Consider the following 17,397-nt stretch of genomic DNA (forward strand, 5'->3'; position numbering starts at 1 on the left):
TCACATACCTCTCATTCTGAAATAGTCAACGATCGGCCAAGCAATGATGCTGAGGCCGGCGCAGACTGACCAGGTGATAAACATCTGCCTCACAACATTTGGCTTACCGTCTCTCGTGGTTTTCAATACAAACGCAACGAACCACGCAAGAAGAATTGCCAGAACGATCAAGACAAAATTGGCACTAGCTGGCTTTTTTAGACCAGCCAGAATGAGAGGGGTGCTGGCAAAAACTCCAAGTATATATCCCATATCAAAGAACTTCTCCTTTCTCCTGAATCGTCCCACAAAAATTCTGCGGGACCAAGACAGGAGCCGAGCATTCCCGAAGGTTTGCTCGGCCACCAAAAGAATCGAAAAGAATGTTCACTCCACTTTCCGCACCTCAGCGTATTCAGCAAGGTACACTCGTGTCCCGCTGAAGTCGCCGGTGAGTGGAATAGCAAAATTGGGTCCATTGACCCCATCGACTACGATGTGCCGCTGGGTGCCCGGATCGCAGACGAAGATATCACCAACTCGCAGTTGATGGAAGTATGCAGGCGGCAAGTCCAGATACTTTTCTAGGGAAAGGTAATGATTACCGGCATCTATCTCTACTTGTCTCAAATGGAGGGGTTCTTCCCAGCGATCGATGAAGGAATAGCCGACCCACCGCATCGTAACTTGGCCACCTCTCCGCTTGTTGGGTCTGGCTTGGTCTATGACCTTAGCCTTCCCATCTTCAAACAGAGCAGTAATCCATCGACTGTTGTCGACAGGATTAAGATGAAGGTTGAAATCAAGAAGATCGTTCCTGCCAAAGACAAAAACTCCCTCCTTTTCCTCTACTCCAACCTTAACCTTGCCATGGCAGGTATTGAAATCCATCTGCCCGATTGAGACCCTTTTGCCGGTAAACACTTCAATGGCCTGACGAATGTTCTCCAACTGACTACAGTATGTGGCAGTCAGAATAGGTTGTTTCTTTCGGAACATTTTGCACTCCTAGTTCAAGGAACGGACTGGGAAAACCCAGTGGTCACAGTTCAGTGACTCTGGCCGCATTGTATCAAAATTGTAAGATTTTGCAAGTATTTTGTAAGTTTGTAAATAGCGACTCAAAAAATGTCTGGATGACTATATTCAAGACATATTTACTTAGTTAACTCCCTAAATCACCCAATATTTGCCCTTGGGTGCCTCGGGGTTGAGAGTTTTACTCCATTTTTACCTTATTATGCCCTTGCGATAAATCTGACACGATTCCGTTAGCTATTAATTCATCAACCCCTTCATCTGTTCCAAATACCTCTCGGGCGGCTTCTTTGAGAGCTTTTATTATTTCCTTCGTATCTATCTGAATACCTGTAGCAATATTCACATTATTTATCTGGGGTTGTAGCACTTCTGTTCCATCCGGCACACGAGCTTTTTGAGCAAATCTAGGATGTCGTCTTTCCAAAAACCATCTGACGGTCGCTAAATCTTTCACACCCTCCTCGTTTAAGGTGTTCATAAATCTGATCATCTGCTTTCCTTCCGCCACATCTTCACAAGCATCTTTTATGGCAGAAAACTCAGGGTGTATCTCGTTAAAATATTGCCACTGACCTTTGGTGATTTCGGCATAAACCCAAGCTGCCGTAACGGGTAAATTACTTTTAAAGCCGGCAATAAGTTTTTCGACTTTTCTTCTATCCATCCACCACGCATTGGCACTTTTCTGCACATGAAATTCTCCGAAAAATGGGTCTAAAACAGTGTATGCAATATCTCTAACTTGTACTCCACTTGCAGTGGCAATTACAGCTGTATCTTCGAGGACTAGCAAGTCATCATGATTATTTATTATCAATGTTTCTTCCACTCATACATTATTTCACCTACAAAATGGATTAAAATAGGAGTTTTTCACAATTACTGCATGGGTAGTGCAGTAAATTATTGAAGATGCTAATATCATTTTAAATGCAGACACTAACAGTAGATTTTCAAAAGAGATATGACATAGCGGAAGTGCTGAATTGTTTTAATGGTGGGCAAAAGACTGTTTACATTATTAAAGACAAGAGCGGTAAAAAGATGGCAATGAAAGTCTTTATTGACTGCACTTCTAGGGATATACAGGAATTGGATATTTTAAGCAGATTTAATTCTGTAGATGGGATATCAAAAATAATTAAAATTGAAGATTATCAAGGTAAACCAATTCTTTTCGAAGAATACATCGATGCCCCTGATCTTCAGGATATTATGAATTCATATCAGGGTGATGTAAGCAAGGTTAAAGATTTAATTAAAAATGTTGCCCACATATTAAAGCCAATTTGGGTCGAAAGAATTATACACAGAGATCTTAAGCCAAAAAACATAAAAATTCTTGAATCTAATAAACCTGTCATATTAGATTTTGGGATCGCAAGAGATTTATCGGCGCAATCACTCACTGCTACTGGAGATAGCCAGCCTATGAGTTGGGATTATGCCGCTCCCGAGCAATATAGTCGAGATAAAAATACAATAAGTTATCGTACAGACTTCTTTTCTTTAGGCGTTATTGCGTATAGACTTTACTATCAAAAACATCCATTTGGTAATACCAAGGCAGAAATCGAGCAAAAATTTTTAAGTAAAAATAATATTTTTGATCTCATACCAAATGATTCGCTAAACAATTTTTTTCTTGCTACCTTAATGATTAATCCGTCAGGCCGACCTAGGAATGTAGAGATGCTTGTCAAAACATTATAATATACTTATCAATATGAAATTGTTACATCAACTCGGTCATAATCATAAATGGGCACTAGATGCATTTTTCGAAAATAATATTGGTGATGGTTTTATATTGTCCGCATTTAGTATTGAAAAAGAAAAAATAGGGCAGATTTTAAGTGGATATTCGCCAGACAAATATTTACCCGTTTCTTTTTTGGATCTTCAATTTTACGCAGGTAAGGACTCATTAGGGGGCAAGCTCGATACATATGGGTTCCATCCGATAAATCACAAGACAGAAGATACTGAGGTCAGCACACTTGATGCTGTTATGGCTGGAGTTAAATTTCAAGAAAAACTCGGTTTTAAAAATATATTGATACCAAATATATATATAGATCCAGAAAATCCTGATAGAACCGGGCGTCTTATAAAAGAAATTAATAAGAGAATTTCAAAAGAAAGAAAAGAAAATATTTTATATTTCATGACCATTCCTATTATTGGTTCAGTAATTGATAATGATAGCGATGTTGAAAAACTATTACAAGAATTGACGGATATGGACATTTGTTTTGATGGATATTATGTGGTATGTGAATCAAACTTAGAATTTAAGAAAAAAATTAGTACTGATTATAAATACTATATAAATCTTAGTAAAATTCTTACTACATTGAAAAAGCAGGATTTTAAAACCATGCTTGGATTTTCTAATATCGATGCTCTGGTTTTTTCTACCATGGCAGACATTGATTATATTACTATTGGTACTTATGAAAATCTTCGGAAATTTAGCATAAAAAGGTTTACCGAAGAAAGTAATGGGGGAGCTTCTGAGGGTTGGTATTACTCTGGGAAGATTCTTAATTTTATTAAAGCTCGTCAAATAGAAATCTTTCGTGGCAAAGGACTCTTAAATCTTATAAAAAATCAAGATAATGTATTTTCCGATGTAATCTTGACTGAGGGGTATCAATGGAATACACATAGACCAGATGTTCATAAAAATTATCTAGTTGAAATTTCAAGACAACTTAAAGAACTAAACTCTAGAGAGGTTTCTAATCGTTCAAAATATTTCATTGAGATTGTGGAGAAATCAAGGGGGCTATACCATGACCTTGAATCAAAAGGAGTATATCTAGACGATGAAAGTTCTAATTACCATCTGGCAACATGGCTATCGGTAATAAAATAATCAGAAATCAGTCTGAAATAGTAAGTGTTCGTTAAGAGCTATTCTCATATTCTCTGATACGGGAGCGGTTTCAACAGGCGTATATATTACTTCAATACCCCTATCTCTTGAGACACTTGCTAAACCAACATTATATTTCTTAAATATCTCAATATTTTCAGATGGAATTTTTATATTTTCGTAGGGGAGAAATACAAATGATTTGTTTGAAAACCATTTATATCTGTAAGCTTGTTTAAGAGCCTGTTTCCAATTATGGAGTTTGGCTTCTATGGCTACTGAATCCGTTAATATATCTTGGTATTTTTTGTGTGATATATAGTGACCTTTCCTATAAATAATGAATTCTTCTTCCATCAAAGAAGACAATGCAGACCTTATTTTTTTCTCTGGAGATTTTGTAATGTATACAATATCATCAAAAGACACTTTTTTTTCTTTTCCAATTAGGTTCAATAAGGATATGTCAAAATAAGCTAGAAAATTTTTTCTCTGCAAATTTGTCTGATCGTAGCTTACGGCTACGACATCAGCTATACCATATCCTAAATTTAATTCAGTAAAAACTTTTTGGTTTCTTCCTTTTAGGAAAGAATCATTGTTCAAGTCCAAATAAGATGTTATGCAAGATACTAATTCTCTCTCAGATTTAAAAGTTGTATTCATATTAATAAATCAAGATATAGGAAGAGTCATCTAGATTTTTATTTTTAATTTCAGCAGAAAGAGATTTTTTTATGTTCAATGAATTTTTAAAATTTAATATACTATGAAATCTTGATAGATTTTTTTCTAGTATTGTATAAAAACCATCTGAACAAAGTAACATTTTCTTATCTTTTATATCTACTTGAAGGTCAGAAAAATCTTCTCTCTCTAATTCTAACATTCCCAAGTATTTAGTGACAACATTTTTGTTATGCATAAGGCTATCGTCTTCGGATAATTGCTTGATATATTGTGGACTGATTTCGTATATGCGTGAATCCCCAAGATTAGAAATTACTGCCAAGTTCTCTTTACCAGAAATATATATTGCACTGTATGTAGTAAAAGGACTATCTAAATTTGACTCTGCAATTATCAAGTTAGATTCAAACATCATATCAGAAAGATTGTATATATTTAATGAAGATAGTTTTATGTAATTTTTTTCAATATAATCTACTGCTAGATCTATTCCCTTGTTCGCTTCTGGTGCAGAGCTTATGCCATCAAAAAGCACTGACAATAATGATTCACCCCATTTTGTTGTAAATATCCTATCTTTGTTATCATTTCTTTCAATTCCCTTTATAGAATCACTTATATAGTTTTTTGTCTCCATACCTTAAGTTTAACATTTATTAGCTATTTTGTGCCTAAGTCAATCTACAAAATAGACACTCTTTAGCTTTTTTATCTGATCTTTCTAAAGCTTCTCAAAAAGCATCTTAAAAATAGATTTCTGAAAATCTACAAATCTGTCATTTTCTATAACAACTGCAGTCTCGGTATCGTAATCAATAAAAATCACTTTCCCATTCCCGATGATTTGAGTGATGTTGTCCTCAAAAGGAATACTCACTGCCTTTGAAAACCTGTTCAAATTTTTATGTCTCTTTTCGTGAGTTTTAAGATTTGTGATTACATATTTATCTATGTCCCCCGTAGCTCCAGCTCGCTTCCAATAAAGTGATGGGTAATAGCGTTTATTCTTCTTGTAATCTTTTGGTGATTCATAGCGGTAAACAACCTCCCCCTTTTTAGTTCCAGATATAAGCTGTTCATAGACAGTGGCGATACCTTCTTTGTCTTCAAAAAAGGAAATTTTGGGTTTCCTGTCTTTGTTGTGAAAAACATCAAGTAGAGTTGGTAAAGCTAGATTTACATTTTCAATTTGTTTTTTAGATAGAGCGGAAATAGTGGCAGGTGATTCTGCTTTGTAGACAATTCTCTTACCTTTCACAAATTTGCTTACGAGGTTGGAAGATGTAAGTTCGGGCAAGCTCTTGTATATAGCCGGTCTATGTTTACCTGTTAATTGAGCCAATTCAGCTATAGAGCAAGAACCCTTTTTGAGAAGGGTAAGGTAAATTTTCTCGGCAATACCGCTAAATCCTAATTGTCTTAAAACTCCTTTTATTTCTTTCATAAAGCGAACTGATATTAGTACACTTCTGGTTCACTTGCAAGCTTGTATTTTAAAGTCTTTTTAGAAGATAACAAAAAATACATCAAATTGACGACATCTCCAAGCGAGGAAAGTATTTCTCTACTACCTTGTTATTAGAAGTTGAACTTTGAAAAAGGAGAAAATATGAGTTTACCATCATTGATCGTTTTGGTTCGTCACGGAGAATCTGAGGGTAATGTTAAAGGCCCTACAGACATCTCTTTTGAGAACAAAGCCAACCACCAATTTGTTTTGTCGGAAAAAGGAAAGGAGGAATCTCGAGTGACAGGCGAATATCTGAGAGCAAAATATGGCAAGTTTGATGCCTATCTCTGCTCTACTTTTGTTCGCACGCAGGAGACCCTCTCCTTGATGTACCCAGAAGTAACGCCAAATATTGAATTTCGACTCGACGAATTGTGGCGAGGTATTTGGCACGCCATGACTGAGGAAGATGTAGACAAGTATTATCCGAAGGAACGGGCTATCAGTGAAAGAGAGGGTTGGTATCACTACAGAGCTCCCGGTGGGCAAAACGGCACTGATATAGAGCTTATGATCTGCTCTTTCTTGTCACACCTGCGTGAGTTCTACGGAGACAAGAGGATACTTATCGTTGGGCATGGAACTTGGATGATCTTTCTGTGGCGATTAATGTGCGGCCACTCACTGGCTGACGCTGAAGCCAGATACAAAAACAACAAGTTCAAGAATGCCTCGGTGACAGTTATGGAGAAAAAGAATGATCGTTTGGTTTTGGTCACCGATAATTATGTACCTCAAGTTGAACCACCAAAGGTGACCAGATCTCGTATGAAAAAATGGTACGAGCATGATTCTTGGGTAACTCCGGAAGAAGTTGAGAAAGCCACTCAGGATCTGAAGTCCTTCATGACCACGGATCGCTGGCATGGGCTTATAAGTAAGCTCGGACAAACTCAACAACGGATAAAGGTCTACGAATGGCAAGATGCCTGTGATGATTACGATGTCATGTATATCACAGGAGATGGTTTCGTGGGTCGCCACAGTCAGCCGCTAGAGGATTTAACCGAGGTCGTTGAGAACTTCATGACCCATGATTTCTATGGAGCCAGATCTGATGGAGGAAATTGGATGATGAAAAGACACCCAAAAGATTTTCTTCCTTGGCTAGAGTCCCAATGTTCCTTTCAGGGTGTTCCAAAGTAACAGACCTACAAAACTTGCCACTGGTAAAAAATCCAGTGGCTTTCTTTTTAGGCAAATTTTGTCTAAACTGATCGTATGAAATACCAACTTCTAGCTATAGACCTCCAAAACGACTTCGCAACAGAAGGAGGTAAGCATTATGTTCATAGACCCTGCACAGATTTTCTAAAAGAGAATGTTTTTCCGTTTCTTAAAGAGAAAAATATTAAAGTAAACGAAATAGTTTCTGATTACAGACAACCTCGCCCAGGAGATAGGGATGAAAGTTGTATTCCTGGCACTTGGGGTTATGAATCAATAGTTCCAAAAGAAATAATTAAATCTCAATGGATTAAGTGCATGAATTCTCCAATTTGGATTAGAGGAAATATTGGTGATCCCGAAAAAATAGCGGGGCTTCCATACCAAGATACAGAAAAATTCGGAAAGTGGCTTGAAGAAAACTTCGGCAGTCCAAAAGAAGTTACTCCTGTTCTTTTTGGTCTGACCATCGACTGCTGTGTTCTCTCTACTCTCCAAGAATTAAACTGGCGAGGATATTATACTAAAGTTATTTACGAAGGCGTTGACCATTATTTAGCAACAGAAGAAGCAAAAGAATCAGTTCTTAAAACTCCTATTCCTAACTGGGCGGAGGTAGTGCATTGGGATGAAATAAAAGAAAAAATATGAAAAAGCAGATAATTGTTATACATGGGGGAGATACTTTTAAGGAATATGAGGAGTATCTAGATTTTCTCAGGAAACATGAAATTAATATTGAAAGATACAAAACAAATAAAGATGATTGGAAGCCTGGGTTAAGAGAAAAATTAGGAGAAGAATATGAGGTTATTTTGCCTGTAATGCCAAACAAAACTAACGCTAGGTTTGAAGAATGGAAACTTTGGTTTGAAAAATTGATCCCTTTTTTGAGCGAAGACATTATTCTTATTGGGCATTCTCTGGGTGGTTCATTTTTGGCAAAATACTTGTCCTTAAATAAATTTCCAAAAAAGATTAAAGCAGTCTTCCTTGTAGGTGCTGTTTATGATAAAGATTCGGAAGGGTATGGTTTGGCTGGTTTCTCACTGCCACCAAAGTTAGACTTGCAAACAGAAAATGTTTATCTTTATCACAGCGAAGATGACCCGGTAGTTCCTTTTTCTGATTTAGGAAGATATAAAAATGCCTTACCAAATGCCAAGACTAGAATATTTACCGACCGAAAACATCTAAATCAAGAAGAACTTCCCGAACTTGTGGAAGACATCCTAAATTTGATTAAATAACTATATGAAAACTCTTCCACTAGAAATCTTCGCTATATATTTATCGCCTTATACCGCCCATGCTATTGAAGTGGACGGGGTTCTATACCCCACAGTCGAGCATGCTTACCAATGTCAAAGGTATACTGACAAGAAAATTGTTGAGGAAATCAGGAATGCTAGAAGTCCAGTAAAAGCATGGGAAGCCTCGACTAAATATAAGCATCTCCAAATTCCAGATTTCAAAAAAGAGGAATACAAGCTGGAAGTTATGAAAAATCTTATGAGACTAAAAGCCGATCAGCATGAAGAAATCCGCAAAGCTCTAATTGATTCTGGTGATTTGCAGATTATTAAACACATTACTACTTATCCGCCAGGGGATGGCTTTTGGGATGACGGGGAAGATGGTAAAGGTCTAAATAACATGGGTCGAATGTGGATGGAGATTAGGAAAGAACTAAAAAACAATGGATAAAAAACTTCAAACAGTTGATACTTATAATAAAAGTGCTAAAGCTTTAGCAGATAAATTTGATAGTTTAGGGGCAAGAATTTCCGATATTGAAGAAACTTTTGCTTTGGTAAATAAAGAAAATCCTAATGTTTTAGAAATTGGATGCGGTAATGGTAGAGATGCTGTAGAAATTCTTAAAAAGACAAATCATTATTTAGGCATTGATATTTCGGGGGAGCTTATAAGGTTGGCTAGAGAGAAAATTCCAGGAGCCAATTTTGAAGTAGCTGATATAGCTTCCTTTGAATTTTCAAATGGTTTAGATATTGTATTTGCTTTTGCCTCTCTCATTCATGTTACTAAGGGAGAGTTTAAAGATATTCTCGAAAAATTATTTAAGTCTATGAATACTGGGGGAGTTGTTCGTATTTCTCTTAAGCATAGTCCTGAATACAAAGAGGTAACTGAAGAAAGTGAGTTTGGAATAAGGACTTACTACCATTATTCTGAGCAAGATATTCAAGAATTAGTTAAAGATTTTTCAATTATAAAATCTGAAGTTCTGAAAAAGGGCAGAACCATTTGGCTTGAAGTTATCTTGAAAAAGGAATAGTTTTAGCTTATCAATATGAATAACGAAACCATTCTAGAATTTGGCACAAAAAGAGAAAACGAGGAACGCCGAGATGGCGGTTGTGGAGTTGTCTTTGATCCAAAAAGCCAGAAATATGCAGTAAATAAACATCAGAATGGTTTACTGGGGCTTTTTTCTGGAGGAGTTGATCCCAAAGAGGATATTAAGGCAGGAGTACTTAGGGAAGTGACAGAAGAAAGTGGCCTAGACGATTTTCTGTATATTGAGAAAATTGCAGAGGCGCTCACCCACTATCGGAATATACTGAAAAATGTGAATCGAGTAGCCAAAGCAACTTGTTTTCTTGTGATACTGAAATCTACCAGGGAAGTGCCAGTACATAGGGAAGCTCACGAGACATTTACTTTAGAATGGGCTACAGCCGAAAAAATAGTATCTAATTGGGAATCTTGGAACGAAAATAAGGACCATGATCATTGGATTTATTTTATGAAAAAGGCTGTGGCAAGAGCCAAAGAACTCGGCTATGATACTACCAGTAATTTAACCTTAAAATAATGCTTCCATTTCGGACACATTTCAAAAAATGCCATGGGGCATGAGTTTTGTGGTAGTATTTATTCGTGATCGAAAGTCTCCTCATTTTTCTTGAAAAGGTCATCATTCCTCTTGGGGCAGGAGGAGTCTTTTTAGCTTCTGTAGCCGAGGAAATTATAGCTCCGATTCCATCGTCCCTTGTTATGATGACGGCAGGATTCCTTTTTATCTCTGGGCCAGCCAGTATGGCTAGTATCTTAAAACTTATCTTTTATGTAGCAGTTCCTGCTGGGGTTGGGGTAGCGGTAGGATCACTTTTGATTTACGGTATTGCTTATTGGGGGGGTAAAGTTTTCTTGGATAAGTGGGGCAAATGGATCGGTCTTAATTGGGGCGATGTGGAGAAGATGAGGTTAAAGTTTGAAAATAGTAAAAGGGATGAGCTCGCGGTGGTCGGAGCTAGGATCATTCCTTTCGTACCTTCTGTCGCCATATCTGCTTTTTGTGGATTTATAAGGATGCGGCTTTGGAAATACCTAGCACTTACTTTTATAGGGATGTTTTTACGGGCTCTCGCTATGGGAGCCATAGGTTGGCAGGTAGGTAATGTTTATTATAAGTATGCAGAGACGATATCGAGGTTTGAAAAACTAGGGCTCTTACTCATTATGGCAGGCTTTATTATTTTTATTGCTATCCTTTTTTCGAGGCGGAAAATAAGGTATATTGAGGATAATGGACAGTAAATATAAACCTACAATAGGACTTGAAATCCACGCAGAGCTTAGGACGGCGACAAAGATGTTTTGCTCCTGCAAGAACGATCCGGACGAGGTTCTTCCCAATGTAAATGTGTGTCCCGTTTGCATGGCCCATCCAGGTGCACTTCCTGTTATAAATAAGGAAGCGGTCAAGAGTGTTTTGAAAGTTGGGCTAGCTGTTCGCGGCAAATTAGCTGGCTTAACAGAATTCGACCGCAAGAACTATTTTTATCCGGATATTCCCAAAGGCTATCAGATTAGTCAATACAAAAATCCCCTTGTTTTAGGGGGAGAGCTTGCTGATGTCAGAATTACTCGCATTCATTTGGAGGAAGACACAGGCACCTCTGTACACTCAGAGGATAAAAGTCTAGTCAATTTCAATCGGGCTGGAGTGCCTCTCATGGAGCTTGTGACAGAGCCAGATATTCATTCTGGAGAAGAGGCTTCTCGTTTTGCTAAAGAACTGCAACTACTACTACAGTATTTAGGCGTGGCTGAGGCCAACATGGAAAAGGGTGAAATGAGAGTAGAGGTTAATATTTCAGTTGCGCAGGATACCAAGGGTGCCCCTTTGCCATTTGGTTCGGGCAAAGGGGCACCCTTGGTATCGGTGCTCGGGACCAAAGTAGAAATAAAAAATCTCAACTCTTTTAAATCAGCAGAGCGAGCTATCGAATATGAAATAAAAAGACAGGCGGAAGTTTTAGAGAGGGGCGAAAAAGTAGTGCAGGAGACCCGCGGTTGGAATGAGGTCAAACAGGAAACCTACTCACAAAGAATAAAAGAAGATTCTCACGATTATCGATACTTTCCTGATCCAGATTTACCTAAATTAGATATTTCTAAAATTCCAGAATTTAATACTGAGGCTCTAAGAGGGGAATTACCAGAAGTTCCGGAAGAGAAGAGGCAAAGGCTCGCAAGCAATTTTGGGATTAAAGAAACTGACATTGAATTTTATATTAGCAATAAAACTCTAAGTGATTTTTTTGAGAGTGTTGTTAAGGTGGGGGAGAGCTCTTTCAATCAGCTTGCCTCAAATTATATTGTAAGCGACCTTGCCTCAAGGGCATCTAGTTTAAGTGGTTTGGGTAAAATCACCGCCTCACATTTCACAGGGCTCTTAAGGCTTGTGATAGAAAATAAAATTTCCTCACGCGGAGCGAAGGACATACTGATTAAAATGTTTGAGTCGGATGTTTCTCCAGCAGAAATAGCCAAGGAAAATAATTTACTGCAAATCTTAGATGAAGCTACGGTAGAAAAAATAGTTGAAGAAATTATTTCTCAAAATAAAAATATTGTAGAAGAATATAAAAAAGGTAAAACTTCTGCCCTACAATTTCTTGTAGGGCAGGGCATGAAGCTATCGAAAGGTTCTGGTAATCCTAGTTTGCTCAGAAAAATTTTAGAACAAAAACTCAGTTAAGTTACTCTTCCTCCAAATGTCTGACCGCCAATTTCTTCACGGCATCTTTTTTTCTTTGTATTGACGAATCAGATATTTCAATTTCCTCTATTATTCGGTATAAGTCCTCGACTTTGTATACTCTGTAATTATTCATCGGGTGGCGATGTGCCTTGAACTTCCCAGCCGCATCCCAGTTCCTTAAAGTAGGTATGGATACTCCTAGTACTTTTGCCGCATCTTTTATTTTTATAAAATTACTCATTGTTTTTATTGATTATAACCTATATAAACCTTACTAAACATTAGTATAAACGGTAATAAAGATTATTAGAAGATAGTAATGTTTAGAAATGTGGATAACTAAATTAATTATCAATTTGTAATTTTCAATTTTTATTCAGTCTACAATTAATTAGTTTATAAATTTTTGATAAATCTTTTCTCTCTTGATTGCATTCTAATCATTAAAACACGAGAAGCCTTATATAATTTAATTAAAAATTAAGAACTAAAAATTAAAAATTATTCTCTCACTTATCCCCAAAAAATGATCTTATTTATAATCATTATTTATGAATAAGTTTTATAATTATAAATGTGGAAGAACCTTTAATTCAGAACGGAAAAACCTTCATCTCGTCTAAACGAGCTGCATCTCGGACTGGTTATACAACTGACTATATCGGCCAGCTTTGTAGAGCTAAAAAGGTTGAAGCAATCCGTGTTGGTCATAGTTGGTATGTTGTAGAGAATTCTATTCTTGAACACAAGCAAAATTTTCAAGCTATAAGTTCTAGATACCTATCGAAGAAGAGATTAACAGAACGGAAAAATCTTGAGGCTCAAGTTAAAGCTGAGGAAAGAACTCAACTCATTCAACCTAAAAAAATTACTGAAGTTCCTCAGTATGTGGCTATTGTTCAGTCAAAACCTTCTTCTGGAATAAAATACTCTTCTGAGGAGAAAGAACTGTTATTTCCTGCTATCCCTACTAAAAAAATAATTTCTCCAGTTTCTTCTGTTCTAAATAATTTTGAAAATCCCAATTCTTTTTCTCCTAAAAAGAATTGGGATTTTAATAAAAACTTCCTTTCTGTTTCTGCTGCTTTCGCTGCGGTACTGATTCTTTTTACCTCTCTTACTTTTTTCGAAGAGCCGATCAGAAAAAATTTGACTCGTATTGAAGAGCCGACCATCGGTTATCAGGCTGCGGCTGGAATATTTGCCGAAGGAGTAAATTCTGTAGTTTCTGGCACTACCGGCTTGTGGGGCAGGAGTACCACCTATGTGGCAAATAAATTTTTTAGTTGGGTAAAAGGAGAGATGATTGCTAGAGGTTTGCTTGATAACAATGTTAGTTCTTCGAACAAAGTTACTATCGAATCTGGTCAGTCTCAGATTAGTTCTAAAACTAATTCTCAAAATAATTCCAAATCACAGGTTGTCATCGTCTCTAGCTCTGATCGATCGTACATCGATCAAAAAATAGAAGAGTTGAGAAATAATTTTATTTCTACCGTCTCTTCAAACGTCAATCGTTACTATGTCACTCGTCAGAATGATGTGATCGTCGATAGGTTGAGCGGCCCTATCACCAGTCTCGATGGAGCTACTATCACCAACTCTTCTTTTTCCGGTTCGGCCTCTCTCACTTCTCTCTCTGTCTCTGGTGCGACTGATCTATCAGGCAATCTCACTGTTTTAGGCTCGACTACCGTTGCCGATCTTACAGCGACTGATTGGCTCGCAGTCGGCACGACTACTATGTACGACACTCTGACTCTCGATGGCGCTTTCTATCTCGCTTCGATCGGCGTGCCAAGCGACACTTCCAGTCGTCTTTACAACACCAACAATGGCGACCTCTATTGGGCTGGCAATCTTGTCGGTGGCTCTGCTGTTGGCACTTGGACTACCGACGGCACTCACGCTTGGCGTGCTGGCGGCAATGTCGGCATCGGCTCCACCACTCCCGGCTACAAACTTTCCGTCGCCGGCTCTGGCTACTTCGATGGCGGCACCGTCACCTCAGCATCATTCATTGCCACATCGACAATTGCCACATCGACAATTGCAGGCGGTTTGGCGATCGAAACTTCCGGATTTGTTTATGATTATTCGACCAACAATGTGGGTATTGGTACTGCGAGTCCAAAAGCGAAGTTGGAAGTATCAGGTGGTCGAACTCGATTTGATTCTGGAGATGATTATGCTTTAGAATTTTATCGCAATGGAGATGCGAGTGCATATGTCGGTGTTAATGGCACTCAAGATTTTACGGTCTCTGATAGTGACGGCACACAACGATTTACTGTCATGACGACTAGCGGAACTATTGGCAATGTCGGCATCGGCACAACCAATCCCGGTTACAAGCTCAGTGTCGCTGGCTCAGGATATTTCGACGGCGGCACCGTCACTGCAGCAAACTTTGTTGCGACTTCTTCTGTGAATTTTCTCTATTCCTCCTCAACCATCTACTCCTCCTTCGCTACTGCAAGCACCACAAATCTCATAATCAACGGTCAATCCTTCAACAACCTCTTGGGTTCCGGTCTCGTGAACTCTAGTGGCGCTCTCACTGTCTCTGCTGTCCCTCTCTCTTCTCTTGCTGCTCTACCAATCAACTCTGTCGTCACTACCAATTCTTCCGGTGTCCTTATCGCTACCGGTACTCAACTGACTGTCGGGAACCTCCTTGCTACTTCGACTACCAATATCTCCACTCTGCCTCGACTCTCAAATACCTTCGCCTCATCCACATACTCCTCCTTCTCCACTGCAAGCACCACCAACCTCATTGTGAATGCAGAATCAGTGAACAACCTCGCAGGCACTGGTCTCACCATCACTACTGGCGCTCTCAATTGTGATACTGCTTCTGCTTCCGTCTTCGGTTGTCTAGCAGCCGCCGACTTCTCCAAATTTAATTCTGCCACCACTACCTTCTCCACTGGTCTCACATACTCTGGAGCCACGAACGCTGTCACGGTCAACACTTCTCAAAACATCGCTACTCTCTCCAACCTCACAACCAACGGTCTAGTCACCACCTCTGGAAGCAACGGTACACTCTCTGTTACCGCAAATGGTACGGATGGTTTCGTTCTCGCCATGTCGAATGGTGTACCAACATATGTCGCCACCACCACTCTCTCCACCATAACTGGCACTCTCTCTGTCTCCAAAGGGGGAACCAACGCAACTTCTTTCGCTAACAATTCCATCATCACCTCCAGTGCTGACGGTCTCTCTCTCATCGCTACTGGTACTCAACTGACTGTGGGGAACCTCCTTGCTACTTCCACTACCGCTACTTCCACATTCCTTGGCGGTCTCACTGTCGGCAACAACGCAGCTTTCTCTGTCAACCAAACTGCGACTGCAAATTCATTGTATGTAGCGGCAAGCGGCAACGTCGGTATTGGCACTACTGCGCCAGGGGTGAAACTGGAGGTGTATTCAAGTGAAAATAATTCAGCAACTACAATAAATAATTATGTAGGGGGCTTGGTGCTCGCAAACCCAAATGTTACAACAGATACATATAGTGCGATAAAATTTTCTGGTGTTGCCGGGACTGATGGGACCTTTATAAAAAGTGTGTTAAAAGGAAATGATAACCACGAACTTCATTTTGGTGAATACACCAATGCACCAACCCAAAGCACCTTTATGGTCATTGATACAAACGGCAACGTCGGCATCGGGACGACGGGGCCAGCACAGTTACTTCATGTGTATGGGACGAGTGGACGAATCAAGTTGGAAACGGGACATGCAAATGACAATGTTCAAATTTTGCTAAAAAATAGCAATGCTTCACCGACGAACGCATTCCAGCAGATTAGTTTTGGGGACGTAGCAAGTGATGCGGCGGGGTATATTAAGTATAGTCATACAGAATCCAGTGTAGCCACTGATTATTTGGCATTAGCTACGGCTGGTTCGGAATGGATGAGGATAAATAATCTTGGCAACGTCGGCATCGGGACGACGAGTCCCTTCGCATTGTTGAGCGTAGCGGGTGACGGATTCTTCAATGGTAATTTGACTGCAGCGAACATTACGGCAACAGGGACATTAGCAGTCACAGGTCAAACAACTTTAGGCTATGCAAGTACCACTGGTCTTACTGTTTCTGGATCAACGTATCTTGCAACAACTAACGGCAATGTCGGCATCGGGACGACGGGACCTGGACAAAAGTTGCATGTGTATTCTTCTGTCGCTTCGGCCGATTTTGTCGGGGGATGGATAAACAATGGGGACGCAACTGGCAACTCAGTATTGAGATTGGGTTATAACACTAACCTTGGAACTGACATTTCTCAACAAGCAAGCGGTCCGACTTATATCGACAACAGATATAACGACGCAGCTTCGGCAATCGTATTTAGAACAAAGACAAGTGGAACTGCGGTTGAGGGAATGAGAATTATAAGCACCGGCAACGTCGGCATCGGGACGACGAATCCCGGTAGTAATTTAACTGTTCAGGCGACTAATCCATATATTGAATTATCAAATGGTACTCATCGTTGGGGGACGAGTGTTGGAGTGGCGGGAGCGAACAATAATTTTCTTATTCGCGACATAGCGCAATCTGCTAATCGTTTGCAAATTGATACTTCAGGAAACTTGGGTCTGGGTGGAACCATCACAGATGCGGCGTTTACTGGGGCAAGTGTAGTAATAAAGAGCGGCAACGTCGGCATCGGGACGACGAGTCCAGCGAGCAAATTATCTATTTATGACACAGGCACAGCTCAGCAGTTCAATGTCTTGCAAGTGACCAACTATGGGACGGGGAATAATGGAGATATTTCGGGCATAGGGTTTAATGCTGGTGAGGGTCAGATATACGGAGTAAAAGGTGCTTTGGGTTTTGTAAGGACTGATTCTTATGGTAGAGGAGATTTGGCATTTTATCTTAATAATACTGCTGGGACAGAAAGTGTCTCAACTGGGAATGAGATAATGAGAATTACAAAGAGCGGCAACGTCGGCATCGGGACGACGAGTCCCTTCGCATTGTTGAGCGTAGCGGGTGACGGATTCTTCAATGGTAATTTGACTGCAGCGAACATTACGGCAACAGGGACATTAGCAGTCACAGGTCAAACAACTTTAGGC

General features: G+C 39.3%; 18 protein-coding genes. 11 read left to right on the top strand and 7 right to left on the bottom strand.

What is annotated here, in order from left to right:
• From VJH67_00130 to VJH67_00140, 3 genes are all read right to left on the bottom strand, one after another.
• Window positions 1-252, bottom strand: a complete 252-nt coding sequence (locus VJH67_00130) for a hypothetical protein (protein HEY4515587.1) — start codon at window positions 250-252, stop codon at window positions 1-3.
• 114 nt (window positions 253-366) lie between these two features.
• Complete coding sequence (locus tag VJH67_00135) at window positions 367-978, bottom strand: hypothetical protein (GenBank protein HEY4515588.1); 612 nt, start codon at window positions 976-978, stop codon at window positions 367-369.
• Between the two features lie 220 nt (window positions 979-1,198).
• Entirely contained in the window at window positions 1,199-1,849 is a 651-nt protein-coding gene (locus VJH67_00140) for a hypothetical protein (protein ID HEY4515589.1), read from the bottom strand.
• A gap of 101 nt (window positions 1,850-1,950) precedes the next feature.
• Here VJH67_00140 and VJH67_00145 point away from each other — a divergent pair, with 101 nt between their 5' ends.
• Window positions 1,951-2,733, top strand: coding sequence for a protein kinase (locus VJH67_00145; GenBank protein ID HEY4515590.1), 783 nt, complete (start codon window positions 1,951-1,953; stop codon window positions 2,731-2,733).
• A gap of 13 nt (window positions 2,734-2,746) precedes the next feature.
• Window positions 2,747-3,901, top strand: coding sequence for a hypothetical protein (locus VJH67_00150; GenBank protein HEY4515591.1), 1,155 nt, complete (start codon window positions 2,747-2,749; stop codon window positions 3,899-3,901).
• Here the strand turns inward: VJH67_00150 and VJH67_00155 are convergent, their stop codons facing one another.
• The 3 genes from VJH67_00155 to VJH67_00165 form a co-directional block, all read right to left on the bottom strand.
• Complete coding sequence (locus tag VJH67_00155; protein HEY4515592.1) at window positions 3,902-4,567, bottom strand: hypothetical protein; 666 nt, start codon at window positions 4,565-4,567, stop codon at window positions 3,902-3,904. It lies immediately after the preceding gene.
• Window position 4,568: 1 nt separating this feature from the next.
• Window positions 4,569-5,228, bottom strand: a complete 660-nt coding sequence (locus tag VJH67_00160) for a protein phosphatase 2C domain-containing protein (protein HEY4515593.1) — start codon at window positions 5,226-5,228, stop codon at window positions 4,569-4,571.
• Window positions 5,229-5,312: 84 nt separating this feature from the next.
• The gene (locus tag VJH67_00165) at window positions 5,313-6,035 is read right to left on the bottom strand and encodes a helix-turn-helix domain-containing protein (GenBank protein ID HEY4515594.1); all 723 of its coding nucleotides are present in this window, start codon (window positions 6,033-6,035) and stop codon (window positions 5,313-5,315) included.
• Between the two features lie 165 nt (window positions 6,036-6,200).
• Here VJH67_00165 and VJH67_00170 point away from each other — a divergent pair, with 165 nt between their 5' ends.
• From VJH67_00170 to gatB, 8 genes are all read left to right on the top strand, one after another.
• Window positions 6,201-7,247: a histidine phosphatase family protein gene (locus VJH67_00170; protein HEY4515595.1), complete on the top strand. Its 1,047-nt coding sequence runs from the start codon at window positions 6,201-6,203 to the stop codon at window positions 7,245-7,247.
• Between the two features lie 75 nt (window positions 7,248-7,322).
• A complete protein-coding gene (locus VJH67_00175; protein ID HEY4515596.1) occupies window positions 7,323-7,919 on the top strand; it encodes a hypothetical protein in 597 nt (198 codons plus the stop codon).
• Window positions 7,916-8,518 carry an alpha/beta hydrolase gene (locus VJH67_00180; protein HEY4515597.1) on the top strand — a complete coding sequence of 201 codons (603 nt, stop codon included), beginning with the start codon at window positions 7,916-7,918 and terminating at the stop codon, window positions 8,516-8,518. Before VJH67_00175 ends, VJH67_00180 begins: the two co-directional genes overlap by 4 nt.
• A 4-nt stretch (window positions 8,519-8,522) precedes the next feature.
• Window positions 8,523-8,975 (top strand): NADAR family protein, encoded by a 453-nt coding sequence (locus VJH67_00185; protein HEY4515598.1) that lies wholly within the window; start codon window positions 8,523-8,525, stop codon window positions 8,973-8,975.
• Window positions 8,968-9,567, top strand: a complete 600-nt coding sequence (locus tag VJH67_00190) for a class I SAM-dependent methyltransferase (protein HEY4515599.1) — start codon at window positions 8,968-8,970, stop codon at window positions 9,565-9,567. The genes VJH67_00185 and VJH67_00190 overlap by 8 nt, the downstream gene beginning before the upstream one ends.
• A 15-nt stretch (window positions 9,568-9,582) precedes the next feature.
• A complete protein-coding gene (locus VJH67_00195) occupies window positions 9,583-10,107 on the top strand; it encodes an NUDIX domain-containing protein (protein ID HEY4515600.1) in 525 nt (174 codons plus the stop codon).
• 65 nt (window positions 10,108-10,172) lie between these two features.
• Complete coding sequence (locus tag VJH67_00200) at window positions 10,173-10,832, top strand: VTT domain-containing protein (GenBank protein HEY4515601.1); 660 nt, start codon at window positions 10,173-10,175, stop codon at window positions 10,830-10,832.
• Window positions 10,822-12,279, top strand: coding sequence for an Asp-tRNA(Asn)/Glu-tRNA(Gln) amidotransferase subunit GatB (gene gatB, locus VJH67_00205; protein ID HEY4515602.1), 1,458 nt, complete (start codon window positions 10,822-10,824; stop codon window positions 12,277-12,279). Before VJH67_00200 ends, gatB begins: the two co-directional genes overlap by 11 nt.
• A 1-nt stretch (window position 12,280) precedes the next feature.
• On the opposite strand, the gene VJH67_00210 is transcribed toward gatB, so the two are convergent.
• The gene (locus VJH67_00210) at window positions 12,281-12,523 is read right to left on the bottom strand and encodes a helix-turn-helix domain-containing protein (GenBank protein HEY4515603.1); all 243 of its coding nucleotides are present in this window, start codon (window positions 12,521-12,523) and stop codon (window positions 12,281-12,283) included.
• A gap of 335 nt (window positions 12,524-12,858) precedes the next feature.
• Between VJH67_00210 and VJH67_00215 the strand changes: the two genes are divergently transcribed.
• On the top strand, window positions 12,859-17,397 hold a 4,539-nt coding region (locus tag VJH67_00215; GenBank protein ID HEY4515604.1), incomplete at its 3' end, for a hypothetical protein.

The sequence above is a fragment of the Candidatus Paceibacterota bacterium genome, from assembly GCA_036517255.1.
Classification (GTDB): Bacteria; Patescibacteriota; Minisyncoccia; order Phycocordibacterales; family WO2-35-19; genus DATDXE01.

Excerpts from the sequence above, each read along its gene's own strand:
- VJH67_00150 (HEY4515591.1), top strand. The coding sequence starts at position 2,747 with ATGAAATTGTTACATCAACTCGGTCATAATCATAAATGGGCACTAGAT.
- VJH67_00170 (HEY4515595.1), top strand. The coding sequence starts at position 6,201 with ATGAGTTTACCATCATTGATCGTTTTGGTTCGTCACGGAGAATCTGAG.
- VJH67_00145 (HEY4515590.1), top strand. The coding sequence starts at position 1,951 with ATGCAGACACTAACAGTAGATTTTCAAAAGAGATATGACATAGCGGAA.
- VJH67_00190 (HEY4515599.1), top strand. The coding sequence starts at position 8,968 with ATGGATAAAAAACTTCAAACAGTTGATACTTATAATAAAAGTGCTAAA.
- VJH67_00180 (HEY4515597.1), top strand. The coding sequence starts at position 7,916 with ATGAAAAAGCAGATAATTGTTATACATGGGGGAGATACTTTTAAGGAA.
- VJH67_00195 (HEY4515600.1), top strand. The coding sequence starts at position 9,583 with ATGAATAACGAAACCATTCTAGAATTTGGCACAAAAAGAGAAAACGAG.
- VJH67_00210 (HEY4515603.1), bottom strand. The coding sequence starts at position 12,523 with ATGAGTAATTTTATAAAAATAAAAGATGCGGCAAAAGTACTAGGAGTA.
- VJH67_00135 (HEY4515588.1), bottom strand. The coding sequence starts at position 978 with ATGTTCCGAAAGAAACAACCTATTCTGACTGCCACATACTGTAGTCAG.
- VJH67_00165 (HEY4515594.1), bottom strand. The coding sequence starts at position 6,035 with ATGAAAGAAATAAAAGGAGTTTTAAGACAATTAGGATTTAGCGGTATT.
- VJH67_00185 (HEY4515598.1), top strand. The coding sequence starts at position 8,523 with ATGAAAACTCTTCCACTAGAAATCTTCGCTATATATTTATCGCCTTAT.
- VJH67_00175 (HEY4515596.1), top strand. The coding sequence starts at position 7,323 with ATGAAATACCAACTTCTAGCTATAGACCTCCAAAACGACTTCGCAACA.
- VJH67_00130 (HEY4515587.1), bottom strand. The coding sequence starts at position 252 with ATGGGATATATACTTGGAGTTTTTGCCAGCACCCCTCTCATTCTGGCT.
- VJH67_00155 (HEY4515592.1), bottom strand. The coding sequence starts at position 4,567 with ATGAATACAACTTTTAAATCTGAGAGAGAATTAGTATCTTGCATAACA.
- VJH67_00160 (HEY4515593.1), bottom strand. The coding sequence starts at position 5,228 with ATGGAGACAAAAAACTATATAAGTGATTCTATAAAGGGAATTGAAAGA.
- gatB (HEY4515602.1), top strand. The coding sequence starts at position 10,822 with ATGGACAGTAAATATAAACCTACAATAGGACTTGAAATCCACGCAGAG.